The organism is Halomonas sp. Cn5-12 (assembly GCF_021532545.1).
Classification (GTDB): Bacteria; Pseudomonadota; Gammaproteobacteria; order Pseudomonadales; family Halomonadaceae; genus Vreelandella; species Vreelandella aquamarina.
Genome location: NZ_JAKGAY010000027.1, coordinates 1 through 26112 on the forward strand (window position 1 = coordinate 1; position 26112 = coordinate 26112).

24 protein-coding genes and 2 pseudogenes are annotated in these 26112 nt (G+C 53.3%); 15 read left to right on the forward strand and 11 right to left on the reverse strand.

Annotation, left to right across the window (positions count from 1 at the left end; translation table 11 throughout):
* Nucleotides 1-293: 293 nt before the first annotated feature.
* The 5 genes from L1249_RS13355 to L1249_RS13375 all read right to left on the reverse strand — a co-directional run bounded on the left by L1249_RS13355 (nucleotide 294) and on the right by L1249_RS13375 (nucleotide 4243).
* Nucleotides 294-683 carry a hypothetical protein gene (locus L1249_RS13355; protein WP_137095214.1) on the reverse strand — a complete coding sequence of 130 codons (390 nt, stop codon included), beginning with the start codon at nucleotides 681-683 and terminating at the stop codon, nucleotides 294-296.
* A 735-nt stretch (nucleotides 684-1418) separates the two neighbouring features.
* Nucleotides 1419-2162 carry an SDR family NAD(P)-dependent oxidoreductase gene (locus L1249_RS13360; RefSeq protein WP_054641543.1) on the reverse strand — a complete coding sequence of 248 codons (744 nt, stop codon included), beginning with the start codon at nucleotides 2160-2162 and terminating at the stop codon, nucleotides 1419-1421.
* Nucleotides 2163-2252: 90 nt separating this feature from the next.
* A complete protein-coding gene (gene catC, locus L1249_RS13365) occupies nucleotides 2253-2543 on the reverse strand; it encodes a muconolactone Delta-isomerase (protein ID WP_054641542.1) in 291 nt (96 codons plus the stop codon).
* A 42-nt stretch (nucleotides 2544-2585) separates the two neighbouring features.
* Nucleotides 2586-2882 carry a YciI family protein gene (locus L1249_RS13370; RefSeq protein ID WP_054641541.1) on the reverse strand — a complete coding sequence of 99 codons (297 nt, stop codon included), beginning with the start codon at nucleotides 2880-2882 and terminating at the stop codon, nucleotides 2586-2588.
* Between the two features lie 26 nt (nucleotides 2883-2908).
* On the reverse strand, nucleotides 2909-4243 hold the full coding sequence (locus tag L1249_RS13375; RefSeq protein WP_074211358.1) for a short-chain fatty acid transporter: 1335 nt from the start codon (nucleotides 4241-4243) through the stop codon (nucleotides 2909-2911).
* A gap of 170 nt (nucleotides 4244-4413) precedes the next feature.
* Between L1249_RS13375 and L1249_RS13380 the strand changes: the two genes are divergently transcribed.
* From L1249_RS13380 to L1249_RS13405, 6 genes are all read left to right on the forward strand, one after another.
* The gene (locus L1249_RS13380) at nucleotides 4414-5319 is read left to right on the forward strand and encodes a 3-hydroxyacyl-CoA dehydrogenase NAD-binding domain-containing protein (protein WP_054641540.1); all 906 of its coding nucleotides are present in this window, start codon (nucleotides 4414-4416) and stop codon (nucleotides 5317-5319) included.
* The gene (locus L1249_RS13385) at nucleotides 5316-6344 is read left to right on the forward strand and encodes a cyclase family protein (protein WP_074211359.1); all 1029 of its coding nucleotides are present in this window, start codon (nucleotides 5316-5318) and stop codon (nucleotides 6342-6344) included. The genes L1249_RS13380 and L1249_RS13385 overlap by 4 nt, the downstream gene beginning before the upstream one ends.
* Nucleotides 6345-6574: 230 nt before the next feature.
* Nucleotides 6575-7561, forward strand: coding sequence for a Bug family tripartite tricarboxylate transporter substrate binding protein (locus tag L1249_RS13390; protein WP_054645260.1), 987 nt, complete (start codon nucleotides 6575-6577; stop codon nucleotides 7559-7561).
* A 95-nt stretch (nucleotides 7562-7656) separates the two neighbouring features.
* Nucleotides 7657-8157 (forward strand): tripartite tricarboxylate transporter TctB family protein, encoded by a 501-nt coding sequence (locus L1249_RS13395; RefSeq protein WP_054641539.1) that lies wholly within the window; start codon nucleotides 7657-7659, stop codon nucleotides 8155-8157.
* Nucleotides 8158-8189: 32 nt separating this feature from the next.
* The gene (locus L1249_RS13400) at nucleotides 8190-9698 is read left to right on the forward strand and encodes a tripartite tricarboxylate transporter permease (protein WP_054645259.1); all 1509 of its coding nucleotides are present in this window, start codon (nucleotides 8190-8192) and stop codon (nucleotides 9696-9698) included.
* A gap of 84 nt (nucleotides 9699-9782) precedes the next feature.
* Nucleotides 9783-11231, forward strand: coding sequence for a hypothetical protein (locus L1249_RS13405; RefSeq protein WP_235253637.1), 1449 nt, complete (start codon nucleotides 9783-9785; stop codon nucleotides 11229-11231).
* A 117-nt stretch (nucleotides 11232-11348) separates the two neighbouring features.
* Here the strand turns inward: L1249_RS13405 and L1249_RS13410 are convergent, their stop codons facing one another.
* Nucleotides 11349-12497, reverse strand: a complete 1149-nt coding sequence (locus L1249_RS13410) for an acyl-CoA dehydrogenase family protein (RefSeq protein ID WP_054645257.1) — start codon at nucleotides 12495-12497, stop codon at nucleotides 11349-11351.
* A gap of 48 nt (nucleotides 12498-12545) precedes the next feature.
* Nucleotides 12546-13367, reverse strand: coding sequence for an IclR family transcriptional regulator (locus tag L1249_RS13415; RefSeq protein WP_228168991.1), 822 nt, complete (start codon nucleotides 13365-13367; stop codon nucleotides 12546-12548).
* A gap of 275 nt (nucleotides 13368-13642) precedes the next feature.
* Between L1249_RS13415 and L1249_RS13420 the strand changes: the two genes are divergently transcribed.
* From L1249_RS13420 to L1249_RS13440, 5 genes are all read left to right on the forward strand, one after another.
* Nucleotides 13643-14434, forward strand: a complete 792-nt coding sequence (locus L1249_RS13420; RefSeq protein WP_054645255.1) for an enoyl-CoA hydratase — start codon at nucleotides 13643-13645, stop codon at nucleotides 14432-14434.
* Nucleotides 14434-15963 carry a 3-hydroxyacyl-CoA dehydrogenase gene (locus L1249_RS13425; protein WP_054641538.1) on the forward strand — a complete coding sequence of 510 codons (1530 nt, stop codon included), beginning with the start codon at nucleotides 14434-14436 and terminating at the stop codon, nucleotides 15961-15963. Before L1249_RS13420 ends, L1249_RS13425 begins: the two co-directional genes overlap by 1 nt.
* A 41-nt stretch (nucleotides 15964-16004) precedes the next feature.
* Nucleotides 16005-17228: a CaiB/BaiF CoA transferase family protein gene (locus tag L1249_RS13430; protein ID WP_137094761.1), complete on the forward strand. Its 1224-nt coding sequence runs from the start codon at nucleotides 16005-16007 to the stop codon at nucleotides 17226-17228.
* Between the two features lie 33 nt (nucleotides 17229-17261).
* A complete protein-coding gene (locus L1249_RS13435; RefSeq protein ID WP_074211365.1) occupies nucleotides 17262-18011 on the forward strand; it encodes an electron transfer flavoprotein subunit beta/FixA family protein in 750 nt (249 codons plus the stop codon).
* A gap of 70 nt (nucleotides 18012-18081) precedes the next feature.
* On the forward strand, nucleotides 18082-19008 hold the full coding sequence (locus tag L1249_RS13440) for an electron transfer flavoprotein subunit alpha/FixB family protein (protein WP_172515055.1): 927 nt from the start codon (nucleotides 18082-18084) through the stop codon (nucleotides 19006-19008).
* Between the two features lie 5 nt (nucleotides 19009-19013).
* Here L1249_RS13440 and L1249_RS13445 read toward each other — a convergent pair.
* Nucleotides 19014-19256: pseudogene (locus L1249_RS13445) on the reverse strand (IS481 family transposase); the annotation flags it as partial.
* 92 nt (nucleotides 19257-19348) lie between these two features.
* Nucleotides 19349-20143: an IclR family transcriptional regulator domain-containing protein gene (locus tag L1249_RS13450; protein ID WP_228168990.1), complete on the reverse strand. Its 795-nt coding sequence runs from the start codon at nucleotides 20141-20143 to the stop codon at nucleotides 19349-19351.
* 363 nt (nucleotides 20144-20506) lie between these two features.
* On the opposite strand from L1249_RS13450, the gene L1249_RS13455 reads away from it, so the two are divergent.
* Genes L1249_RS13455 through L1249_RS13470 form a run of 4 tightly spaced genes read left to right on the forward strand, consistent with a single transcriptional unit; the run spans nucleotide 20507 to nucleotide 24116 of the window.
* The gene (locus L1249_RS13455) at nucleotides 20507-21325 is read left to right on the forward strand and encodes a CoA transferase subunit A (protein WP_228168989.1); all 819 of its coding nucleotides are present in this window, start codon (nucleotides 20507-20509) and stop codon (nucleotides 21323-21325) included.
* Complete coding sequence (locus L1249_RS13460; RefSeq protein ID WP_054641536.1) at nucleotides 21325-22098, forward strand: CoA-transferase subunit beta; 774 nt, start codon at nucleotides 21325-21327, stop codon at nucleotides 22096-22098. Before L1249_RS13455 ends, L1249_RS13460 begins: the two co-directional genes overlap by 1 nt.
* 15 nt (nucleotides 22099-22113) lie before the next feature.
* Complete coding sequence (gene pcaF / locus L1249_RS13465; RefSeq protein WP_054641544.1) at nucleotides 22114-23316, forward strand: 3-oxoadipyl-CoA thiolase; 1203 nt, start codon at nucleotides 22114-22116, stop codon at nucleotides 23314-23316.
* 11 nt (nucleotides 23317-23327) lie between these two features.
* Nucleotides 23328-24116 carry an alpha/beta fold hydrolase gene (locus L1249_RS13470; RefSeq protein WP_228168988.1) on the forward strand — a complete coding sequence of 263 codons (789 nt, stop codon included), beginning with the start codon at nucleotides 23328-23330 and terminating at the stop codon, nucleotides 24114-24116.
* A gap of 234 nt (nucleotides 24117-24350) precedes the next feature.
* Here L1249_RS13470 and L1249_RS13475 read toward each other — a convergent pair.
* Nucleotides 24351-24777 (reverse strand): annotated as a pseudogene (locus L1249_RS13475) (IS630-like element ISHsp2 family transposase); the annotation flags it as partial.
* Between the two features lie 382 nt (nucleotides 24778-25159).
* Complete coding sequence (locus L1249_RS13480; protein ID WP_054641047.1) at nucleotides 25160-26053, reverse strand: LysR substrate-binding domain-containing protein; 894 nt, start codon at nucleotides 26051-26053, stop codon at nucleotides 25160-25162.
* Between the last annotated feature and the right edge of the window lie 59 nt (nucleotides 26054-26112).

The window sequence follows — 26112 nt, forward strand, 5'->3', positions numbered from 1 at the left end:
GGATGCACCGGTTGACGGCGGGCTGAGGGCTCGCCGCGCCCAACCGGCCAGCAGGCAAGGCGTCAGAACCGCCTTGCAGAAGCTGAGGGGCAGGTTAAGAGCCACACAACAGCACCAACACCAACACAGGGGGGGTGAAGAACCCACGCCTCAGCTCATCCATTAACCTCAAGTCCGACAGACTGCTAGCAGTGGCTTTATCGCTTCTATCCCCAAATAGTCGTTACGCGGCTGAAGGACTTCTTCTAAAAGTGCCTTATGCTTAGTGGTTTCATCCATGAAGGTAGTCGCCTCTAATACAGCCGTCGATTAAGGCCAAAAGCATCACAGAAAGTGGTCTTATTGCTGAAGCGTTCGGACACATCCATTAATAATGCTGGTTGATCAGACATGAGCTCATTCCATAGAGCAGCTACGTAATGCCCTGCCTCATTGGGAGAGAGTGCATGGCACGCTTCCGCAGATAACGCGAAAAACAGAGCAACCGCATTTGTTTGTTGACTGGGCGGTGCTTCTACCAGTGTGACGCGCACCTTTTCACTGTCGCGAAAACGGTTTTTCGCTATATACAGGGCGTTCAGGTTGGCAAGACAAAATAGCGGATCGCCATGCGCGCTTCTCTTCGCTTCGTAAACCACCGGCGGGTGCTGCATGAGATAGGCCTTTAGCGCCTCATCAGTCATGTCCTGGATTTCCTCCAAAAAAGGGGGGCGAGCCAACAGCAGGCGGCGTACCTGGGGCGATAAATATCGGCTTACCTCGACACGCGACAGTGAGACCCTCCTTGAACCACACTCTTTTAGCATTAAGCCACCTGGTTTATTTGCATTGTGTAACGTCGTTAACTCTCTTAAGGCATCCCTTTTAGCCTTTCCTTACTATATGATTACCATGTTTTTTAATCGGCGCAACCCTTTGTATATGAAAAAGTTATGCGTGAATGTGCCATGGAGAAGCTTCGTTTATTAAGTTTAATGTGTTTTCATGGGTAATTGTCTTCAATTGCTTATTTGTTGATAGAGACTCCATGGGTAAATTGGCTATGTAAGTTGATTGAAGGGGTTGTTGTCTGCGGGAGTATGTTGTTAGGCCCCTCTTTATATAGTTGGCGTCAATTTAAACGTCTCCGTGTAGACTCCATTGAGAGCGTTTGAAATGTTTAAAGAATGTTTGGATTGGATGATGCACCTACCCCGCCTTTTTTGCACCGCGATAGTGCAAAAAAGGCGGGGTAGGTGCAAGCAGCGCACTTGTAAATTCGAACATGCGCCTTGTTATGACGCATTTTCCATTTGCATACCCCATTTAAGGGCGCATCAATCTGGTATGGGCTTGCACAGTCCGGGATTAAACACTCTGTAGCACATCACATTACAGCTGCAGGGGTGTCTATAGATCAGAGCCCAGGCGCCTTACACTTAACCCACCGTGACACCGCCACAGACGAAAAGCGTCTGACCAGTGATAAATCCACTATGTTCGTCGCAGAAGAAGCTTACTGCCTGGGCTACATCCTCAGGCTGGCCCATGCGTTTTAACGGAATATTTTCGACTATGCGTCGGGCACGCTCAGAATCGGGTGGATTGTTTTGCCAGAAAGCGCTTGTGGCAATAGGCCCAGGAGCAACGCAATTAACTGTAATACCGTGTTCAGCGAGTTCTAGGGCCCATGTTCTGGCCATAGATTGTAGCGCTCCTTTAGTGGCGCTATAGATGGTGCGCGCCTCTTTTCCAAGTACCACTCGGCTGGTATTCAGAACGATGCGCCCCTTGCCGTTCGCCTTCATATTAGGCAACAACGACTGTGTGCAGATCAGTGCCGAACGCACGTTCAGGTGCATCAATTTGTCGAAGTCTTCAAGCTGTGCTTCTTCAATCAGTGCCGGGGCAACAATGCCGACATTGTTGATCAGTCGTGTCACCTGAAAACGCTCGGAAATATCCAACATAACACGGCGAGTCGCATCGGCATCAGAAAGGTCGACTTGGTGGGAATCTGCTTGCAGTGATTGGGCTTCGGGTTCGACGATATCCACCACAACCACGCGATAACCATCTTTCTGTAAACGCAAGGCGATCGCCTGGCCGATGTTTCTCGCCCCGCCAGTCACCACAGCGCAGTGGATTTGATTTGCTTGGCTTTGAGCGGCGTCTTGACTCATTAGAGTTCCTCGGCATAGGCACGGTGATTGAGTATGAAGTTGGTAGGAAAGTCAGCCTCGCCGACAGTTCAGCGAGGCGATGGGGCTTAGTTATGTGTTGTCCTCACGTATTGAGGAGGGATGGCGGCATAGCGGTTTTACTTGGATATCCATGTAGGGGAACAAGGGTAAGCCGCTGATGACTTCTTGCAGTTCGTCGTTGTCATTGACGTCGAAGATGCTGACGTTGGCGTAACTGCCGGCGACTCGCCATAGATGGCGCCATTTACCCTGTCGTTGTAGCTCTTGTGAGTAGGCTTTCTCTCTTGCTTTGATGTCAGCCACTTGATCGGCCGGCATGTCGGGCGGGAGCTTTACTACCATTTCTACATGAAACAACATCGTATTTCTCCATTGTATTGTCGCGATAAGATTGTGCCTGCCCTAAAGGGTGTTCTTTCGGTTCAGGTAGGCCTGCCGCCAACGCACGATCTTGACCTCGTCGAATAGTGCCGCTTGGTGGAATGGGTCGCCCTCAATAAAACGCTCAGCTTCCTCTCGACTGTCCAGGTCGAGCAGGTAGATGCCGCCTGATGCCGTTTCACCGTCATCGGAGAGCTTGGCCCCGCAGGCCAGCAGAATATCCACGTTGGCATCCAGATATTCTAGATGTTGTTGACGTACCTCCAGGCGCAAGGCCTGGAGATCGGGCTTGTCGAAGGTCTCTATCAAAAAAGGCATTTGCAAACCTCAGTTAGTAAACGTGGTTAAGCGCTGAGGTAGCCCCAAATAAGCATGGCGCTGCCGTAGATGATTCCCAGGTAGATCAGGATCAACACCATATAGCCCATCACATCGCGCAACTTCAAACCGGAAATGGCCAGCACCGGAAGGATCCAAAACGGCTGGATCATGTTGCTCCACTGGTCGCCAATCTGCACGGCGAGCGCGGTGGCCGCTTGGGAAGCGCCGATTTCAGTGGCGGCTTGCACCATGACCGGCCCCTGGACTGCCCATTGACCGCCGCCGGATGGTGCCAGCAGGTTGATGATGGCACCGCTGATGAATGACCAAATAGGCAAGGTTTGGGCACTGGAGATATCAACGAAGATATTCGCAAACGAAACCACCAGGCCTGAGCTCACCAGAATTCCCATGATCCCCGCGTAGAAAGGGTACTGCACGATAATACCCGAGACGATGCGGATCCCGTCAGCCAGTGCGGCCAAGTAGTTGGCTGGTGATGCAAAAAGGAGTATCCCCAGGAACAGAAAGGCGAAGTTGACAGTGTTGAGGTTCAGCGAGCCTCCGTCGACTGTGTACAGCGCTATATACAGCATGCCCAGCAAGCCAATGCCGATACCTACCACCCGGCTACGATTCAAGCGCTCTGCAATGGTGACTTTCACGTCGCCGGGTAAGGGCGCTGCAGTAGGCTTTGCGACAGTGCTGGGGTCGATTTCAACGATATCCTTGTCCAGCTTGGGGTGCAGCCAAGCATTGAAGAAAGGCAAGGTGAGCAGAATCAGAGCACTGGTGATTAAGAGGATGGGCGAGAAAATCGTTTCGCTTAATGGGATCAGGCCGATGGCATCTTGAAGAAAATGCCCCTCAGTGGCGATTAGCAGCGGGACACTGCCTGACAGGCCGATGCCATAAAGGGCGAAACCCGAGTACGCCGCGGCGATCACAAGGGGGTAGTGTAAGCCTTTTACGTTGAGTGCCAGCTTCTGAGCCACGATACCGCCTATTACCAAGCCGAACCCCCAATTCAGCCAGCTGCCAATGCCGCCCACCAGGGTGGCGACGACAATCGCCATGAACGGTGTTTTGACGCGTGCGGCGAGGCGGTTGAGAGCACCATCCACCAAAGGCGTCTTGGCGAGGATATAGCCTGCCAGAAGGATGACCGTCATCTGCATGCTGAAGGCCAGCAGATCCCAGAAGCCATCGCCCCAGTAACGCACCGCATTCAGTGGGCTAGTGCCTTGAACTAGCACCGCCAGGAGCATAGTGAGTACGGTCAGGAGGATAGCGATGACCAGAGGATCAGGCATGTACCGGTTAACGAGCCTAGTGAAGAAATTAGCCAGCGCATTCATAGAAAGCGGCCTCTTATTGTAGGTATGTTGGTCATGGTTTATTGTGTGCGTATAGCGAACACAAGTTCGTAATGTGAGATTATATTTAACCTGCGAATCATTTTATTCAATGCGACATTTGTCTATGCCGTTTGAGATAAGTCGCCATTCCAGGCTAGGGGAGAGAGCTGATGCAAGAAAAAGCTTTGCGAGCAGTCGTGGTGGGTGCTGGCACCATGGGCACCACACTGGCTAAGTTGATGGCGGTGAATGGTGTCAAGGTCACCGTTGTGGATACCAATCCGCAAGTGTTGGAGACCAGCCGTCAGCGTTTAGCAACCCATGCGGCGACGACTTGCTTCGCTACGGATTTGAAGATGACGGAGGTCCCCGATTTCGTCATTGAGAGCGTGACCGAAAATGTCGAGGTCAAACAGAAGGTCGTGGCGCAAATCGAGGCCAGCGTGAATGACGCCACCATCATCATGACTAATACGTCGGGGATACCGATCGACGAAATAGGCAGTATCATGCGCGTTCCGCAACGCTTCGTGGGGACTCACTTCTTTAACCCCGCGGACATTGTGCCCACTGTGGAAGTCGTTCCCGGTAGCCACACAGAGGCTGAGACAGTGGAAAAGGCTTGCGGTTGGCTGACGCAGTTGGGAAAACGGCCAGCGGTGTTGAAGACTTGCGTGCCCGGTTTCGTTGCCAATCGGATCCAGCATGCGGTCATGCGTGAATGCCTCTCCCTGCTGGAGAAAGGCGTGGTAGAGACTGAAGCGCTGGATGACATCGTGCAGTACTCCATCGGTGTGCGGCTGGCTTTGAATGGCCCCTTGTGCCAGCGCGATCTCAACGGGCTGGACACACATCTGCATATTGCTCGATATCTCTATCCAGATCTCGATGCAAGTCAGCAGCCTGCAGCGCTTCTTGAAGAGTATGTAGCCAAGGGGCGTCTAGGTGCCAAGGTAGGGCGAGGATTTTACCGCTGGAGCGACGAGTCGCTTGCGCGTCACCAGGCGCATGAGCGGAGCAAACTGAAGCGCATCATTGAACTCGCTGCACAAGACTCACATGGAGATGAACCATGAATCAGCCGCGCTGGAAGAAACGTCCCGAAGGCAGCAATTGGGGAGATTTCGGGCCCAATGATCAATTGGGGCGTGTCAACTTGATCGGGACAGAGCAGGTCCTCAAAGGCGTCCAGGAAGTCCAGGAGGGCGTAACGTTCTGCTTATCTCTGCCCTTGGATATCCCCGGTGGGAAAGTACTGAATCCTCGCCGTTCACCACCGAAATTGACCCCGACGGCGCTTGATGAAGACCAGTACATCAACTTTCCCCTCTCCACTCATAACCCCAAGCTGAACGACATCATCAGTGACGACCAAGTCCAGCTATCGTTACAGTATTCCACTCAGTGGGACTCCTTGGCCCATGTGGGAGCTCTTTTTGATGGTGATGACGACGGCTCGCCTGAGCGGCGCTATTACAATGGCTACATGGCGGCGCAAGATGTGCTGGATTTAAGCGCAGAGCCTTCCCAGCGTCACGATTCCTATGCTAGACGCCTTGGCATTGAGACACTGGCCGCGCATGGCATGCAGGGCCGGGGTGTTTTAGTGGACCTGGTGCGAGCCTTCGGTTCGGGAAGAACGTTGATAGGGTACAGAGATCTGCTTGAGGCGCTGGAACAGCAGAGCGTAGTGTTGGAGCAAGGTGATATGCTGGTATTGCGCACAGGGTTTGCCGAAGCATTGCTAGACATGAAGGGAACTCCCCAGCCGGACGTTCTAAAAAACACTGGGGCAGTACTTGATGGCAGTGATCCGGCGCTACTTGAGTGGATTACCTCGAGTGGTATCGCGGCGATCTGTGCTGATAACTACGCGGTGGAGAACCTTGATCGCGAACTGGAACCTGACTGTTGCTCTAAACTTCCGCTGCATCTCCATTGCCTATTCAAGCTAGGTTTGCCCCTGGCCGAACTCTGGTACCTGAAAGACTTGGCAGATTGGCTACATAGTCGAGGGCGTAATCGTTTCTTACTGACGGCTCCACCTTTGCGCTTGCCAGGTGCGATTGGCTCACCGGTTACTCCAGTGGCAACTGTATAGGCGCTAATCACTAAAAAGCGTTTATGAATTAATTAAAATTTTAGCTTAAAAACTCTCTTCCAGAGAGTGAGTGTAGCGAACTAGCTCCAGTGTATTAGTTATTGCCCAAATAAAAAATTTACGATGTAAAACTAAAGTTGGATACCTGGCTTTCGCTCTTTCCAAGTAACCTGTGAACGTATTGCGAATAAATGTACGCATAGTAAACAATTATTAGATCAGGGGTAATTATGAACAAGCTACTCAATGTCCTAGCATTAGCCACCTGCGGTGTTGCTGCACTTTCCCTTTCGGTGTCTACTGCCCAGGCTCAAGACTGGCCCACTGACGACGTGCGTCTTATAGTTCCTTATGCGCCGGGTGGTACCACCGATGTGCTATCACGTCGTGTCGCTAACCTGCTACAGGAAGAACTCAATGCAAACGTTGTGGTGGAGAACCGACCTGGTGCCGGCTCTACGGTGGCTACGGGTCGTTTGGCTCGCGGCGGTCGAGACGTTGACCATACAATTATGATGGCTTCACCAGGTCACGCCATCGGTGCTGCCATTTACCCCAATCTTACCTATGATCCTGTCGAAGATTTTGTGTTCATTCAGAACTTGATCGACATTCCCAACGTCATGGTGGTTCCGGCTGATAGCCCCTATAACAACGTATTGGAGTTTGTCGAGGCAGCTAAAGAGCAGAATATGACCTTTAGCCACAGTGGTGTGGGAAGTTCTATACATATGTCAGGTGAGCTTTTCAAGACTCTGACCGGTACCAATATGACGGCAGTGCCTTTCGCTGGTAGTGGTGCAGCCCTACCTGCGCTATTGGGCGGAGATGTCGACGTCTCTTTCGAGAACATGCCCACTGTTTTCTCGCATATTCAGTCTGGTGATCTGAAAGCGCTGGCGGTTACTTCCGCTGAGCGCTCCGAGTACTTGCCCGACGTGCCGACCCTAGAAGAAATCGGTGAATATAACCTTGATCAGTTCACCACTACCGCTTGGTTTGGTCTGATTGCTCATGAGTCCTTTCCAGAAGAAGCTATGACGGTCATGCAAGAAGCACTGCAGGAAGTAATGAAGCGTGAAGAGTTTACTAGCTTCGTTGATCAGTTGGGCGCCGAGCCGGGCGCGGTTGCTGGTGACGAGTTCAAAGCGTTCATCGCTGAGGAAGTGGCCCGCTGGGATGAAGTAGCGGCTGAAGCGGGTATTCGCCAAGAATAATTCATTGTTGAATACACTGCATGATGAGGCGAGGGTTACACCCTCGCCTCAGTTGGTTTACTTCCGGAGCTTTTTACGTCGAGAGGGAACCCCCGATGACGAAGTCGCACTCTACTAGTGGCACGCTGATCAAAGATTCGTGGGATGTGGTCGCTGGGGTTATATTGCTGGGCTTTGCCCTGCTTCTACTGTTCTACCTAATTCCCAACTACATTGGCCAGCCGCCTATCATGCAGAATCCGATGATGTCGCCGCGTTGGCTGCCGACCATCGTTGGCTGGCTGCTGTTGGTGTTTTCTCTGCTAATGATCGTCCAGGGTGTATTAGTTGCTGATGATGCTGAGGATAGTGGGCGCCGCTTCGAGCGTGGTGCGTGGTTACGCTTTGTCCTGATGGTCGTGGCCCTGGTTGTCTACGCAGGTTTGTTCGAGATGTTGGGAGCGATAATTAGCGGGATCCTCGCCACCTTTATACTGTTCATTGCTCATCCAGTGCGTACTTTATGGGTCTACGGTCTAGCCATCGTCTTCCCTGTAGGCATCACGCTACTGTTTACCGAGGTCATGAACGTACCGCTGCCGATGTTGCCGTTCTGACCCAGCGGCCATCTCTCAAGATCTGGTGACTTATGGATAATATTACAGAAGTACTGCAGCTATTTCTGGCCACAGAGAATTTCGTGGCAATAGCTATAGGTGTGATTATTGGCGTGACCGTTGGCTCCATCCCGGGCCTCACTGCCACGATGGCAGTGGCGTTGGCGCTACCGTTTACTTTTTCAATGGAGCCGGTTGCGGCCATACTGTTGTTGGTAGGTATTTACAAGGGCGGTATGTATGGTGGTTCTATTACGGCGATCTTAATCCGTACACCTGGATCGCCTGCGTCGGCTTGTACATTACTAGATGGTTATCCGCTAGCTCAGCAGGGCGAGGCAAAGAAGGCGCTAAAGATGGCGCTCTACTCATCGGTAATCGCTGATTTTATATCTAACATTGCACTGATCTTTTTCGCCGCTTATTTGGCGAAAATCGCCCTTAATTTCGGCGCGCCGGAGTTCTTCTGGCTGATCTGCTTTTCATTGACCATCATTATATCCTTGGCCAGTGGATCAATGATCAAGGGTCTGATTGCGGCGTTTCTAGGCATCTTGCTTTCACTGGTCGGGCTGGATTCTGTGTTTGGTTCACAGCGGCTGACCTTTGGCAATTACAACTTGATGGACAGCATTTCGTTCATTCCTCTGTTAATCGGCCTTTTTGCAATACCAGAGATCATGGAGTTTTATCGTAAAAAGGTGGTGCCTCATATCCGGGCGAAGGCTAGCGGTGCCGGTGTGTCTTTCGTTGAGCTTAAACGCAGCCTTAAAAGCATCGTGCGCGGCAGCTTGATCGGTGTGATTATTGGTGCTATTCCGGGCACCGGTGCTACTGCTGCTGCCTTTATTTCTTATAGTGATGCCAAGCGTCGTTCGCCTCACCCAGAACGCTTTGGCAAAGGGGAGATAGAAGGTGTAGCTGCTTCTGAAGCGGGTAACAATGGTGTAGCAGGGGCCACACTGATCCCATTATTGTCGTTAGGTATCCCTGGTGATGTGATCACCGCCATTATCTTGGGCGCCTTCATGGTACATGGATTGACCCCGGGTCCACTCCTGTTCCAGGAAAATCTGCCGCTTATCTATGCCCTCTTCCTAGGTATCATGCTCAGTTCAGTGATCCTATTGTTCGTGGGTAGTGCAGCAATCCGCTACTTCTCCCTGATCGCGGATATCCCCAAGTCGATTCTGTTTCCTATCGTATTGATGTTCTGCATATACGGTGCTTATGCGGTCAATAACGACACATTCGATGTCTGGTTAATGTTGGCGTTTGGGCTTATGGGCTATGTGTTTAATCGTACGGGCATTCCGGCTGCCCCTTTCCTAATTGGTTTCATTTTGGGGCCGATGTTCGAGGACAACTTGCGACGATCACTGCTGATCGGTTCTAACGACCTGTCGATTTTCGTACGTGGCCCGATCACCTGGTTCTTTATTGCCCTAACAGTAGGCTCTATATTGCTGGCCATTTATCGCTTTATGTCTTCACGACACAAAACGAAACAAAGTGCCAATGAGTCAGAGGCGGGCACTTGACGCTGCGGGCCTTGCTATAAATGACGACTTTCCTTAAGCCCGCAGGGTGGGCTTAAGGCTCAAGTAAATCGAGCCGACTTCTTGGTGGGGGTCGGCTCGATTTATATCAGGGAGGTGGGGATAACCATGCATCTCGGCAGACATGAATCAGTTGCAAACGTCTGGTCTAGCCGTTTGCTCGCTGGTGTGGCAGTGCTGGCTGTAGTGCATTTATTGAGTGGTGTAACGTGGGCCGAAAGCTTGGCTCAACTTATGTTGACGGGCTTTCTAATGCTAGGCTGGCCGCGTTTCAGCTTCATGGCGCGCATGTTAGCTTTGGCCTGTGTCGTAGCTTCGTTCTTTGCTCTATGGAGGCTTCCTTCACCTTGGGCTGTGCTCCATGAGGCAGCAGGTGGCTTTGTATTCCTGGCGGCGTTCATGACGGCACTTGCGGTGCTTCGCCTGCCAGCTTACCGTTCAAAACTCATCCGTCGCTGCGGTCATAGCCTGCTGTTGCAGCCACCCACCTGGCGTTATCCGATCCTTTCATTGGGCTCCACCCTTTTCGGAATCGTGCTCAACTTCGGTGTGTTGAACTTGTTCATGTCGATGATCGACAAGTCCAACACTCTTGGCTCAGCTCAGGGGAGAGTGTGGCTGCAAGAGGTGCGTCGCCGACGCATGCTTCTGGCAACCTTGCGCGGTTTCACTCTGGCGCCGCTGGTTTCTCCTCTAGGTATCGGTGTCGCGGTCGTTTTGGCTAATCTTGAAACGCTGACCTGGGGTGAGCTCTTTCCCTACGTATTGTTGTCGGCCATCATTCTATTTCTGTTGGGCTGGGCCTGTGATCACGTTGCAGGGCCTCCCCCAAGAGCGCGGGTAGCGCTAGTCGCACGGCCCTCACTGATGCCGCTGGCAGCTTTTAGCTTGATGCTGCTTGCGTTAGTGATGCTGGTTTTTGCGCTTGCAACGGTGCTTTCGCTACGGTTGCCTCAGGCGGTTGTGATTGGTGTCCCTTTGGGAGCCTGGATTTGGCTGGCTTGGCAGTGTCGTGGCATTAGCTATGCGGGCGTTAGGCCCGCTACTGTCATGCTAGCCCGTCGCTTGCCTGAGGTGTTGGGTGGCATTGGTAATGAAGTCGTGGCGCTGGGCTCGGGGGCCTATCTCGGCTATCTCAGCGTGGCGCTGCTTGATCCTGCCCAACTGGGCGGGGTGGCCTTCTTGCTTGTTGCCCTTGGCAACTGGTTGCCGGCAGTCGTGCTCATGCTGATCGTTATTCTTGCCCAGGTCGGCGTTAATCCGATTATCAGTGTGACCTTCTTGACCAGTATGGTGGCCCAAGTGGGGCTGGAAAACGTGTCGTTGCCGCTGCTGGCGGCTGCGATGCTGTCGGGCTGGTCGTTGACGATGGTGTCGTCGCCGTTCACGGCCGCGATGATGATCATGTCACGTTTTACAGGGATGACGGCGGGACAGATCGGCCTGCGTTGGAATGGCGCATTTCTTGCGACATCGTTGATGATGGCCGCCGTCCTCTTTCGATTAGCAAGCTGAGGGGGTCAAGTACTTCGCTGGTTTCAAGCTCCGGCTTGTGCGCAAGTCCTTGCCAAATAGCTTAGCGGATCGGCAAGGGATCTTGGCACAAGTAGGGAGCGCTGTGTGTGCTTATTATTAGGCGTTGCGGATCATGTTACGCGAAATGATCACCTGCTGAATTTGAGTCGTCCCCTCATAGAGCCGGAACAGGCGCACATCACGGTAAAACCGCTCAACGGCATAGTCGCTGATATAGCCAGCGCCGCCATGAATCTGCACACCGCGGTCGGCCACACGGCTACACATTTCCGTTGCGAACATCTTGGCGCAAGAGGCCTCGGTACTGACGTTGTGGCCATCATCGCGCTGGCGAGCGGCATCGAGCACCATGCAGCGGGCAGCATAAATCTCGGCTTTGGAATCGGCCAGCATGCCTTGGATCAGCTGGAACTCGGCGATGGGGGTGCCAAATTGTTTGCGTTCCATGGCGAAGCGTAGAGAGTCCTCTAGGATTCGCTCAGCGGCGCCGACCGCAATGGCGGCAATGTGCAGGCGACCCTTGTCCAGAACCTTCATGGCGGTCTTGAACCCCACTCCTTCTTGCTTACCAATCAGTGCGTTGGTCGGTACCCGCACATTGTCGAAGATAACATCCGCAGTATGAGCGCCTTTTTGGCCCATCTTCTTATCGCGCTTACCGATAGTAATGCCGGGGGTATCGGCTTCTACGATGAATGCACTGATGCCCTTGGCACCCTTGATCTCGACATTCGTACGTGCCATGACGGTGAAGATGCCAGCATGTGGTGCATTCGTGATGTAGCGCTTGGTGCCGTTGATCAAGTAGTCATCGCCATCCTTCACCGCCGTTGTGCGCAGTGAGGCCGCATCCGAACCTGAGTCAGGCTCGGTTAGACAGAAGGAACTTATGATATCGCCGCTGGCTAGCTGGGGGAGGTAGTTGGCCTTCTGCTCATCGGTGCCGTCGACCAGGATGCCGATTGAGCCAATACCGTTGTTAGTGCCAATGAAAGAGCGGAAGGCGGGAGATGTCCGTCCAAGCTCGAACGCGATATTGACTTCTTCTTCCATGGTCACCCCAAGTCCACCGTACTCCTCGGGGATGGTGAGGCCGAAGAGCCCCATATCGCGCATTTGTGAAACGATGTCCTCGGGGATTTCATCGCTTTCAGCGACTTCTTCCTCACGTGGAATCAGCTCTTCTTGAACAAAATTACGGATGGAGTCGAGCAGGAGCTGCATCGTTTCCTGATCACGAATCATGTGCGTGCCTCTTGATATGAATTTGTACGTCGGAAAATGTGGTGTGGCTTATGAGATTTGGGTCTTTATATCGTTGACCAGTTGCACTAGCTGCGGCCCGATAGACTCTTCCAGCTTTTCACGTGATATCTGAAATTCGGGGCCACCACAATTGAACGCGATAACTCCAAGCTGAGGATGATGGAGGGGCACTGCAACGGCATTAACCTTGCGTTGCCATTCACCAATCGATAGGCAGTATCCGTGATCAGCGTAGTCTCGAAAAGCACGCTCCAATGATCTTCGAATGGCTGGCCACTCTGTAGGGTTCAAGTCCCGTAGGTGATTCATCATCACATCAGACTCTTGAGTGGGCATGGCAGCGAGACATGCGCGCCCCGCCGAACTCTGGTGGATGGGCAGGCGTGTACCGATCTGACGACGGATGGTAGAGCGAAGAGCACTCTGGACCACGTCGAGATAAACCATGTCTAGTCGGTCACGTGCAGACATAGCCACCGTTGCACCCACCTCGTTAGCAAGGTTTACCATCAAGGGTTGGGCAATCGCGCGAACTGGTAGGTTGGATATCATCGAATAGCCAAAGGACATGACGCCCACATCCAACTGGTATTTCCCACGTTGCAAAGGGCGCAGATAGCCCAGTCGAGCTAGCGTGTGGGTAAGCCTGCTGACGGTAGGGCGCGGCAAACCCGACTTCTTCGCTAGGTCAAGATTGCTAAGGGCGCTTTCGCTGGGCGTAAAGCAGCGTAATAGCTCAAGCCCTCTGGCCAGCGCCGTCACAAACTGCCGGTCCTCCTCCTGCTCGCCTGCTGTGTTCATCGGGTCCACCACGATCTGATAGTCACCCTGACTGTCTGTTGTCTTCACCGAGTTATGCTCCACTCGTGGCTTGCTTATTGAATCGATTTTGCGTTTACCGATGAAGATATGTCAAGTATGCGGACTAAAAGTCCGCAGTGCGGACTTTGGGTTTTAATGTCTTATGCAAGATATAAAAAACTTTTTTAGTATAAATATTTGATTAATAAGATTTTTATAGTAAGGCTGTTTTGGCCTAATTGACAGTTGTTCGATGAGCTGTGTAAAAATAACCTCATTAGCAAAACAAATGTTTGCAGTGCGGACATAATGACGAGGTTTATATGACGGACAAACAGTCGCCCGCCGAGGTCTATCTTGCTTCGCTTGATGATGGAGTGGCGGTGGTTCGAATCGATCGCCCAGATGCCAAGAATGCCCTCAACGGTGCTGTTCGGTGTCAGCTTGCCGAGATGTTTTTATCTTTAAGCCAAGATGACGAAGTTAGAGCCATCGTGCTGACGGGAGGTGAGCAGGTATTTGTAGCCGGTGCTGACGTGAAGGAGTTTGCCACTGCCTCTCCGACCGAAATGTATTTACGACACAATGAGCGCTTTTGGGAGCCGATCGCGCACTGCTTTAAGCCTGTCATAGCGGCGGTCAACGGATTCGCTTTAGGAGGAGGCTGTGAGCTTGCCATGCACTGCGACATCATCGTTGCTGGAGAGTCTGCTCAGTTCGGACAGCCGGAGGTCAAGCTTGGTTTGATGCCCGGCGCTGGTGGGACGCAACGATTGGTTCGAGCCGTCGGCAAATTTAAGGCCATGCGTATGCTGATGACCGGCTGCATGGTACCGGCCCCCGAGGCGTTTGGCATGGGTTTGGTAAGCGAGGTGGTGGCCGACGATCAAACGTTGGAACGCGCAAAGACACTGGCTAAAGAAATTGCTCGTTTGCCAGCACTGGCACTAGAGCACATTAAGGACACAGTTCTCACGGGCGAAGATTTGCCTTTGCAGAGTGCCTTGGTTCTTGAACGGAAAGCTTTCCAGATGCTTTTTGACACGGCGGACCAGAAGGAAGGGGCCGCTGCTTTTGTCGAGAAGCGCAAACCGAACTATCGAGGAGCGTCGTAATGGCGAGAGACGTGAACCGGCTAGGCATTGTCGGAACCGGCGTGATGGGGGCGGGGATCGCCCAAATTGCTGCCCAGTCTGGCCTGAATGTTGTGCTGTTTGACAAGAATGAAGGGGCAGCCCACAAGGCTCGTGATGGCCTAAAGGCAACGTTCGATAAACTAGTGGGGAAGGGCAAAATAACTCGGCAATCGGCTGAGGTAGCGTTATCTCATCTTTCTGTCGTCGAATCTTTGCCGGCTTTGGCAGATTGCGACGTGGTGATCGAGGCAATTGTTGAGGATCTGGGAATCAAGCAAGCGCTATTCGCTGATCTGGAAGCAATTGTTGACCGAGAGTGCATTCTGGCGACTAACACTTCTTCACTCTCGGTCACATCAATTGCCGCTGACTTGAATTGTCGTGATCGAGTGGCCGGTTTCCACTTCTTCAATCCCGTGCCGTTGATGAAGGTGATTGAGGTGGTCGGGGGCATCGATACTAATGAAGCTGTCGTCGACACGTTGCTTAAGCTGGCAACCCGACTCGGCCATACTGGCGTGCGTGCCCAAGACACCCCTGGCTTCATCGTCAACCACGCGGGACGTGCTTACAGCACAGAAGGTTTGAAAATTCTTGAGGAGCGAGTAGCGCCTATTGAGGATATCGACCGGATTCTTCGCGAAGAGGCTGGGTTCCGGATGGGGCCGCTTGAGCTTTTTGATCTCACCGGCCTGGATGTGTCCCATCCTGCGATGGAGGCGATCTTCACGCAGTTCTATCACGATCCGCGTTACCGTCCGTCTTATATATCCCGTCAGATGTTGAAAGGTAACCGCTTGGGCCGCAAGACGGGTGTTGGCTTTTATCGCTATGAAAAAGGACAAAAAGTCGAAGCGTCGACACCTCAGCCCGTGCCTGACATCGCTGACCTACCGCCCATCTGGGTGGGATGCGATGACACCGGCCTGCATACGCACGTGGCATCATTGTTAGCGTCGCTTGGCGGGCGAGTCGAGCAAACGGCTTCACCCTCGGAGGAAGCGCTCTGCATATTGCTGCCCTTTGGTGATGATGCAGTGAGTGCGAGTGCGTACTTCGGTACCGATCCAGAGCGCACTGTCTGTCTTGATGCGCTCATGGGCCTTGAGCGTCATCGTACGCTGATGGTGACGCCGGTCACCCGGCATGAAATGCGCGACGTAGCGCATGCGTTATTTGCTTCAGACGGTACCTACGTAACGGTGATCCGTGACAGCGTGGGATTTGTCTCTCAGCGGGTGCTTGCCGCAGTGGTGAACCTGGCCTGCGATATTGCCCAGCGTGAGATTGCCACGCCTGCCGATATCGATAATGCCGTCAGGCTCGGGCTCAACTATCCCCAAGGCCCGCTGGCGTGGGGAGATGCCCTAGAACCGAAACGGTTACTTGGCATACTCACGCGTATCCACGCATTGACGGGAGACCCACGGTATCGGCCAAGCCCTTGGCTGCGCCGTCGTGCCATGCTTGGTATATCTCTGTTGCATCCCTCATCGGGTGCTCGGTGATGTTGGAGAGGAATTATGTTGGTTCAAAAGAGAGGGGTGCTATGGGAGCGCTAACGGGAGTTCGTGTACTGGACTTGAGCCGGGTGTTGGCGGGTCCCTGGTGCAGCCAAGTGCTAGCGGATCTTGGTGCTGATGTTGTCAAGGTGGAGCGCATTGGGCGAGGGGATGACACTCGTGCCTGGGGCCCCCCCTACATGAAGAATGCTGACGGTAAAAATACTCAGGAAACCTCATACTATCAGTCCTCCAATCGCAATAAACGCTCGGTAGCTGTCAATATTGCTACCGAAAAAGGTCAGGAAATTGTACGTGCGCTCGCTGCCGAGAGCGACGTGCTGTTAGAGAATTTCAAAGCTGGCTCCTTAAAGAAATACGGGCTGGATTACGACTCACTTTCAAGCCTTAATCCGAGATTGGTCTATTGTTCCATTACGGGGTTTGGTCAGACGGGGCCCCGTGCGCAGGAGCCTGGCTATGATTTTATTATTCAGGGTATGGGCGGGTTGATGAGCATCACTGGTGAACGTGATGATGTTCAAGGTGGCGGCCCGCAGAAAGTAGGCGTGGCTGTCACCGATGTGATGACGGGCCTGTATTCGGTTATTGCTATACAGGCAGCGCTACTGGCTCGTGAAAAAACAGGGCGTGGTCAGCATTGCGATATGGCATTACTGGATGTACAGCTGGCTGCATTGGGTAATCAGAGCCAAAACTACCTAAGTACGGGCATATCACCTGGCCGCTACGGTAATGCGCATGCCAATATCGTGCCCTACAACTCGTTCCATGCAAGTGATAAGGATTTCATTATCGCCTGTGGCAACGACTCTCAGTTTGCCGCATTGTGCAATGCGATAGAACTGCCCGAATTGTCAGTGGATCCCCGGTTTTCAAAGAATGAAGATCGCGTCAGGAACAGAGCGGTAATTACTCAGATTCTATCGGACCATTTCAAGCGCGACACAGCGGACGCTTGGGTGAAGAGGATAAGTAAGGTCAAAGTGCCTGTCGGGCTAATCAATAACATTGCCGATGCATTGGCGGAGCCTCAAGTGGATGCTCGTGGCATGTTAGTCAACATCCCCCACCCCATGAATCCTGATTTCGAGATGGTTGGGAGCCCAATTAATCTTTCTGATACGCCAGTAGAGTATAAAAGGCCGGCACCACTGCTAGGGCAGGATACGAATGATGTGCTTACTGAATACCTTGGCCTTTCACCAGAGCAACTATCGCAATTTAAAAGTGACGGCGTCGTCGGTTAATCCACTTTTTATGTATATCACTAAGGATTTTTCATGAAAGTACTTGTCGCGGTGAAGCGCGTCATCGACTACAACGTCAAAATTCGTGTCAAAGCGGATTATTCTGATGTCGACCTTACCAACGTCAAAATGGCCATGAACCCCTTCTGCGAGATTGCCGTGGAAGAAGCGGTGCGCTTGAAAGAGAAGGGCGTTGCTACGGAAGTGGTCGCCGTGACGGTCGGTCCCAAAGCGGCCCAGGAACAGCTGCGCACCGCGCTGGCGCTGGGTGCGGATCGCGCCATTCATATTGAGACTGACGAGCGCGCAGAATCCCTGGCCGTGGCTAAGCTACTGGCCAAAGTGGTCGAAGAGGAACAGCCAGGGTTGGTAGTGTTGGGCAAGCAGGCCATCGATACCGACAACAACCAGACCGGCCAAATGCTCGCCGCGCTGACTGGCCTGCCCCAGGGCACCTTTGCCTCGGAAGTTGCGGTCGATGGTGACAAAGTCAACGTCACACGGGAAATCGACGGCGGTCTGCAAACCATCGCGCTGACGCTGCCCGCGATTGTCACTACCGACCTGCGCCTCAACGAGCCGCGCTACGCCAAGCTGCCCGACATCATGAAGGCCAAGAAAAAGCCACTGGATGTGAAAACCCCCGCCGACTTCGGCGTCGAGGTCGCTTCCAAGGTCAGTCTGCTCAAAGTAGAGTCGCCCGCCGAGCGCAAGGGCGGCGTCAAAGTCGCCTCGGTAGACGAGCTGATCGACAAACTGAAAAACGAAGCCAAGGTTCTTTAAGGTCGGCTATTTACAACCCGTACTTTGAGACAAGTTCTTTGAGATAAGCGCTTTGAAAGGAGCTGATTTTATGAGCATTTTGGTACTTGCCGACCTGCATGAAGGCCAGCTGGCCGGTGCGACGGCTTACGTGATTGCGGCCGCACAACAGATCGGCGGCGATATTGACGTTCTTGTTGCCGGTGAAGGCGTTCAAGCCGCGGCTGAGGCAGCCGCCAAACTCGACGGCGTAAGCAAGGTACGTGTCGCGGATAACGTCGTTTACGCCCACCAGCTGGCCGAGCCCATGGGCGCGCTGCTGGTCGAACTGGCCGATGGCTACACCCACGTGCTCGCTAGCGCCTCCACCACCGGCAAAAACGTGCTGCCGCGTCTGGCGGCCTTGAAAGATGTCAGCCAGCTTTCCGATGTGCTTGCCGTGGATAGCGCTGACACCTTCAAGCGCCCGATTTACGCCGGCAACGCCATTGCGACCGTCAAGAGCAACGACGTGCTAAAAGTCATCACCGTGCGTACTACCGGCTTTGATGCCGTGGGCGATGGTGGCAGCGCCACCATTGAAGCTGTTGATACCGTGGTTGACAACGCCCAGTCCAGTTTCGTCAAGCAGGAGCTTGCCGAGTCGGACCGCCCGGAGCTTGGCGGCGCCAAGGTGGTCATCTCTGGTGGCCGCGGCATGGGCAACGGTGATAACTTCAAGCTGCTTGACGGCATTGCCGACAAGCTAGGTGCGGCGATTGGGGCTTCGCGGGCGGCCGTTGACGCAGGCTTTGTCCCCAACGATATGCAGGTCGGCCAAACGGGTAAAATCGTCGCGCCGGATCTGTATATCGCCGTGGGCATCTCCGGTGCCATCCAGCATCTGGCGGGCATGAAGGACTCTAAGGTGATCGTCGCGATCAACAAGGACGACGAAGCGCCGATTTTCCAGTTCGCCGACTACGGCCTGGTAGGCGATCTGTTCGAGTTCCTACCAGAAATCGAAAGCAAAATTTAGCAGTGGCGCAGGAATTCGCGAGCGGCGATCAGCACCTCCTCCTGCTCGGACGTGAGGGTGGCCAGAAGGTTGTGACGCGTGTGTGGTCGGTCATGGACATCATCGCGGTACCGCCAGCGCCGTATGGTCGCGGGTGAAACGCCATACTGGCGTGCCAGCTCGCTATCCGTGATGCTGGAAGGCGCTGCCTGGATCTCGGCACGGATCTTCGGTGTCGTGGTCGCCTGCTTATGCAGCTTGATGTCCATGAACCTGCTCCCGAATGAATGTCTGTAGAAGCTCTCTGGCTGCCAGCAGAGGATAACTCCTATAGCTCATTTGATCATCCGAGACCCTACAGCTAGGTATTAACCGTTTGACGGATAAGTTGGGCTTTATCCTGTAATAAGGGCTTATAAATATTTAACAGCATTTCCATATCAACGCGTGCGGCGTTGGTGCTGATATTGATAGCGCCTATTAGCTTGTCATGGATGTCAAATACAGGAACGGCAACTGATCGCAGTCCAGAGTCTAACTCTTGATCAACTATCGAATAACCTTGTTGGCGTACCTCAACAATGCACCTCTTTAGCTCCTCTTTATCATTGATGGTTTTATCGGTATATCGCTTCAATGAAATGCGTTCCAAATAGGCATTTAGCTCTGATTCAGTTAATTGCGATAACAGTACGCGACCCATAGATGTATGCGCTGCTGGGAGGCGCGTACCTACTGATAAAGTAATCGCCATTAAGCGATGTGGTGCCGCAGAGCGTGCCACATAAATGACATCGTCTCCATCCAACACGCCAAGTGAAGATGACTCGCCACTTTGAGTTGTAATATCTTCCAGATATTGTTGTATGACGCTGCGGTAATTATTTGCTGAAAGGTATGCGTATCCTAGTTGAAGCACTCTAGGGGCGAGTTCAAAGTAACGCTGATGTTTACGCACATAGCCTAATGCGTTCAGCGTTAGCAAGAATCGGCGTGCTTTCGCTCGATTCATACCCGTGTGTGCAGCGACTTCGCTCAACGTCATTTTTGAATGGGAATCATCGAAGGCCATGATGACTTCCAAGCCACTAGCAAGTGCTGTTACGAAGTCACGGTCATCAGGTTTAAGCGTTTCTACCTGGGGCAAGTCTTCCATTATTGTGCTCTCATCCAGTGCATACATGGTCATGTGTTAATTTAGCATAATGTTCGAATACCGAACAATTGTGCTTTTGGGCTATCGATGCTTGTTGCATGTGCCCCTTCCTTATATACCTTGGTAGTAGGAAAGCGCAGGCAAAGTGTGCCTGTGTATGGTGTGTTTATAAATAACATATTGTTATTAAATGGGTTTTTGGTTTCTATAAGTTGATGTATTGACCCGTCTTTGCAGATATTAGCTCAACAGCAATTTGACCCGGTATGCATTCGACAGTAAGTTGTTCGTATAGAGAATCTATGTTCGTTTCGCGAACAAGTTATCCATAAGCAGACAACGATACGCTAAGAGGCATCCATTATGGCCGAGTTTCTCAGCTTGCATGATGCGGTAGCGCGCTACGTCCAAGACGGCGCCACCGTGACCATGGAAGGCTTTACCCACCTGATTCCGTTTGCCGCCGGTCACGAAGTGATCCGTCAGAAAAAGCGCGACCTGACGTTGATCCGCATGACCCCCGATATCATCTACGATCAGATGATTGGCGCGGGCTGCGCTAAAAAGGTGATTTTCTCCTGGGGCGGTAACCCTGGAGTGGGTTCGCTGCACCGCCTGCGCGATGCGGTTGAGAAAGGCTGGCCGCGCAAAATCGAGATTCTTGAGCATAGCCACGCAGCCATGGCCTGTGCCTTTGAAGCGGGTGCTGCGGGGTTACCACTGGCTGTTTTTCGTGGCTACATCGGCAGCGAACTGCCCAGTGTCAACGATCAAATCAAATTCATTGAGTGCCCTTTTACTGGGGAGCGCCTAGCGGCCGTACCGTCGGTGCGCCCGGATGTTTCGATCATTCACGCCCAGCGAGCGGATCGCCAGGGCAACGTGCTGGTAGAAGGGATTGTCGGCGTACAGAAAGAGGCAGTGCTCGCCGCCAAGCACAGCATCGTCACAGTGGAAGAGATTGTTGATGACCTAGGGGCTACCCCCAATGCCTGCGTGATTCCCAGCTGGGCCATCAGCACCGTCGCGGTGGCCGAGAAAGGCGCGCTGCCGTCTTACACCCACGGCTATTACGGTCGCAGCAACCGTTTCTATAAAGAGTGGGATGCCATCGCACGCGACCGCGATACCTTTACTCTGTGGCTCGATGAGAACGTTTACAGTAAAGAGGAGAATAACTAATGAGCCTTGAATATACCTCTTCTGAAATGATGTCGGTCACCGCGGCGCGGGCGCTGGAAAACGGCATGACCTGCTTTGTGGGCATCGGCCTGCCCTCGGAAGCTGCCAACCTGGCGCGGCTGACGCACGCTCCTGATGTGGTGCTGATTTATGAGTCCGGCACGCTGCAAACCAAACCCGATATTCTGCCGCTCTCCATTGGCGATGGTGAACTGTGCGAATCAGCATTGACCACCGTTGCAGTTCCGGAAATGTTCCGCTACTGGCTGCAGGGCGGCAAAGTGGACGTGGGCTTTTTAGGCACCGCGCAAATCGACCGCTTTGCTAACCTGAATACCACGCTCATCGGCGATTACAAAGCGCCCAAGGTGCGCCTGCCAGGCGGCGGCGGGGCGCCTGAAATCGCCACCAACGCGGGCGAAGTGTTTATCACCCTAAAGCACTCCAAGCGGGCGTTTGTGAAAGACGTCGACTTCGTCACCACACTCGGTTTTGGCCGCGACGGTAAAGGCCGCGATAACGTACCTAATATCGGCAAAGGCCCCACCCAGGTGATTACTGATCTATGTGTCATGAAGCCTGATGCCGAGACCAAAGAGCTAGTGGTGGTATCGCTGCATCCCGGAGTAACCCGCGATGAGGTGATTGACGCCACCGGCTGGGAAATCCGCTTTGCCGAGCAGCTTGAGAGCACGCCCGAGCCCAGCGAAAAAGAGCTGACGATTTTACGCGAGCTCAAAGCCCGCACTGAACGGGCCCACGCGGGCGAATAAGGAGTTGTTATGAGCATGAATAATGTCTATCTCTGCCATCCCCGCCGCACGGCTGTAGGCCGCTTTGGCGGCACTTTGGCTAGCGTGCGCCCTGATGATTTCGCCGCGTCGATTTTTAAAGCCGTATTAGCCGAAGCGCCAGATCTTGACCCAGCCGCTATTGAAGAAGTGTTCATGGGTTGCGCTAACCAGGCCGGTGAAGATAACCGCAACGTGGCTCGTATGTCGTCATTGCTAGCGGGGATTCCTACCTCGGTGCCCGGCACCACCATAAACCGTCTGTGCGGCTCAGGTATGGACGCCGTTGGCACGGCCTTTCGCGCCATTAAAGCTGGTGAGATGGAGCTAGCGCTGGCAGGCGGTGTGGAGTCCATGTCCCGTGCGCCCTACGTGATGGGCAAGGCCTATAGTGCCTTCGATCGCACTCAAAAAATCGAAGACACCACCATTGGCTGGCGCTTGGTCAACCCGCTGATGAAGAAAACCTACGGCATTGATTCCATGCCGGAAACGGCAGAAAACGTCGCCGAGCAGTTCGCTATCTCTCGTAAAGACCAGGACGCCTTTGCCCTGCGCTCCCAGCAGAAAGCCGCTGCCGCTCAAAAGGCGGGGCGCTTTGCCCAAGAGATCACCGCCATTGAGATCCCTCGTCGCAAGCAGGAGTCATTGATTTTTGACCAGGACGAGCACCTGCGGGAAACCACGCTTGAGAAGCTCGCTGGCCTACCGACGCCTTTCCGTGAGGGCGGCAGTGTAACCGCAGGCAATGCTTCTGGTGTCAACGACGGCGCAGCCGCCATGCTGGTGGCCAGCGAATCAGCCGTCAAACAGCACGGCCTGAAGCCAATGGCGAAAATCATCGGCATGGCCACGGCTGGCGTTGAGCCGCGCATCATGGGCTATGGGCCGGTACCGGCAGTGCAGAAACTACTCAAGCGCACTGGTATCGCCATGGATGATATTGATGTATTTGAGTTTAACGAAGCGTTCGCCGCCCAGGCGTTAGCGTGTATGCGCGACCTTGGCTTGGCTGACGATGACCCGCGCGTTAACCCGAACGGCGGCGCGATTGCCCTGGGGCACCCGCTGGGCATGTCCGGTGCCCGCCTATTGTTGACCGCCGCTCATGAGTTGCACAACAGCGGTAAGCGCTACGCGCTGTGTACCATGTGCGTTGGCGTAGGGCAGGGTATCGCTACGCTGATCGAACGGGTTTAACGGAGGCAGACATGGCTTTTCATACCATCAACGGTCGCAGCGTGGCCTACCGACTGCTCGGCGCGGAAGTGAACCCACTTATCGTGCTGGCCCATCCGCTGGGCATGAGTCAGGCGGTATGGGACGACATTATCCCCCTGCTTCTGTCTCGCTATCGAGTACTGACCTGGGATCTTCCCGGCCACGGCGCTAGCCAGGCGGTTAGCGGCGAGCAGATCACGCCCGCTGATTTAGCCGCTGAGGCTCTGGCATTGGCAGAACTGGCGGGCGCTGAGCGCTTTCACTTTGCCGGTACGTCCATTGGCGGTGTCGTCGGTCAGCAGTTGATTGCAGAGCATAGCGACCGCCTGCTCTCCGCTACGCTGACCAACACTGGCGCAGTGACCGGCAACCCGGATCAATGGAACACCCGCGCAGGCCGCGTGCGCCAGGAAGGCCTGGCGGCGATGTCTGAAGAGATTGTGCCGCGCTGGTTTGCACCAAAAGCGTTTGAGGCAAGCCTGGCGCTGAAAACGGGCTGGTGCACCCAGATGGGCCGTGGCGACGATGAGTCCTACGCCCAGCTGTGTGAAATGCTGGGCCGCGATACGTTCACCGGAAAACTAGCTTCTAAGAAAGTCAAAGTGCAGCTATTTGGTGGCAGTGAGGATATGGCCACCCCGCCCGCGACGCTAGAAGCCCTGGCGGCAGAACTTGATGGCGCGTCGCTGGAGGTTTTTGAAGGTGTTGGCCATGTGCCATCGGTGGAGGCGCCTGTGCTGTTCGCACAAAAGCTACTTTATTTACTCGCCGCCGATTGAGGCGATGAGGCTAATCAGTGGTGTTGCTTACATCACCTGCTTGCTGGCAATAAGGTAAGGTAGAAATAAGGTCGTGTGAACTCCACAACCGCCAATATGACCGATCAGCAGCGTAAAATGAAGTTGTGACTCAGCAGTTTTCACCTTTGACATCTCTATGGAGATTCCATAGAGATGTGCGTATCCTTCGATCAATTTCCCTGCACGGTCGAGAAACCCTCATACGTTCAGCTAGCAGCTGCGTGAGTAGGCGGTTACATTGCAAGGTTGCCCAATGTGGCCCCATATATAGGGTACCGATGAAGATTGTGAAAACCCTGAGTCGTCAAAATAATAGAACTCGTGCTCACCCTGGTACTGCCGCTGGAGTGAATTGATGAGGCCTTGGATGTTTCGGAAAACCGTCTCGTCACGCAGTGCAGTGAGTGTCGGATAGGCTTGAGTCTGAAGATATTTTGTTCAACGCTCGGCGAAGGGCTACCATGCTGACGTTCTTCCCCGTCTCTTCTTTAAAACTAGCCTGCAAGGACCGAGTCTGGTAAGGCTGTTTGGCGGTGAGTTCCTGCAATCTTTGATGATCGCTCTCGTCCAAAACAGGCGTGAGACCACTGCGAGGCTTATCAATCCATCCATCGAGGCCTGTTGCTTCCAATTGATTGAGCTACCGTGATGCGACGTTGTAGCGATCATCCCACGTTCGCCTGCCTTCACTTCAGTATCACACTCTTCACTGAATAAGTTTTGCACACCACGTTTCTGCTTAAAGTAAGCCAGGGTGCGGAAGAAGCAGTCTTCACACAGATGCACCTGGTAGCGTTCAGTCATCGTGTTGAGATTCATAGCCCCTGTGTGCTTGAAGTGTGAAGTAAGAAGATGTTCTCTTCGTTTGTGCTTCTGCCCGATAGTTTCTCAATGCTTTTATAAAGATCAAGCGTATAAAAATATTAATCGCGTTAAGCTTTTAATGGGGGGAATGAAGTAGTTGTTTGGCACAAAGCAATTATTAGTTGTTTAACTATAAACTAGCAGTGCGCCGTGTTACGTCAGTGAAAGTCACTGAGCTGGGTAATGTGTTCTACAAAACGCCGTACCTTAGCGAGTTCCCCCAAGTGTTCAGGGTAGACAAGATAATAAGCATTCTCACTGAATAGCCGATATGGCCAAGCAACTGTTAGTCGGCCACTTTCTAGTTCTTCATCGACGGTGAAGTGAGGAACCAGTGCGACCCCACCGCCTGCCATTGCCGTTCGCACCAGCATAGGAAAGGTCTCAAAGCGGGTGCCATGATAGCTACGGTCAGTGATGATCTCTTGGTTTGCAAACCAATGGTGCCATGCGTCAGGGCGTGTCGAGAGGTGAAGTAGCGGTAGTTGTGTTAAGTCATCCACTGACTGGATGGGGTGCCGAGCGAGTAATTCAGGGGAGGCAACCGCGACCATATCCTCATCAATAAGCTTATGACAAGCAAGGCTTGGCCAACTGCCATGCCCATAAAACAGAGCAATATCGATATCTTGCTGCTCAAGATCGAAATCTTTTACGCGGTCATGAAACTCCAAACTAATGCCTGGATTGGCGGCTAAAAAGGTGGGCAACTTATTGGCCAACCAGCGGCTACCGAAGCTAGGTAAGGTGGCGATTTTAAGAACCTCGCTATTACCGCTGTAGGTCATTATCGCTTGCGTCGACATCTCAATTTGAGTGAGCACTTTGCGTACGTCACTTAAAAAAATGGCCCCTTCTGGGGTTAGCAGCAGGCTACGTCGCACGCGACGAAATAGCTTGTGTTGCAAGGTGGCTTCGAGGTGCGCGACTTGTTTGCTGACAGCACTTTGGGTGAGGTTTAGCTCGTCTGCTGCGCGAGTAAAACTCATATGGCGTGCGGCTGCTTCAAAGCATTGCATAGCCGCCGTAGAAGGAAGATTGCGTGATGCCAAACCTGGCGCTCCTGATGACCTGAAAGCCGCCCCGGCGACTAAGCGCCAGGGGGAAGCTA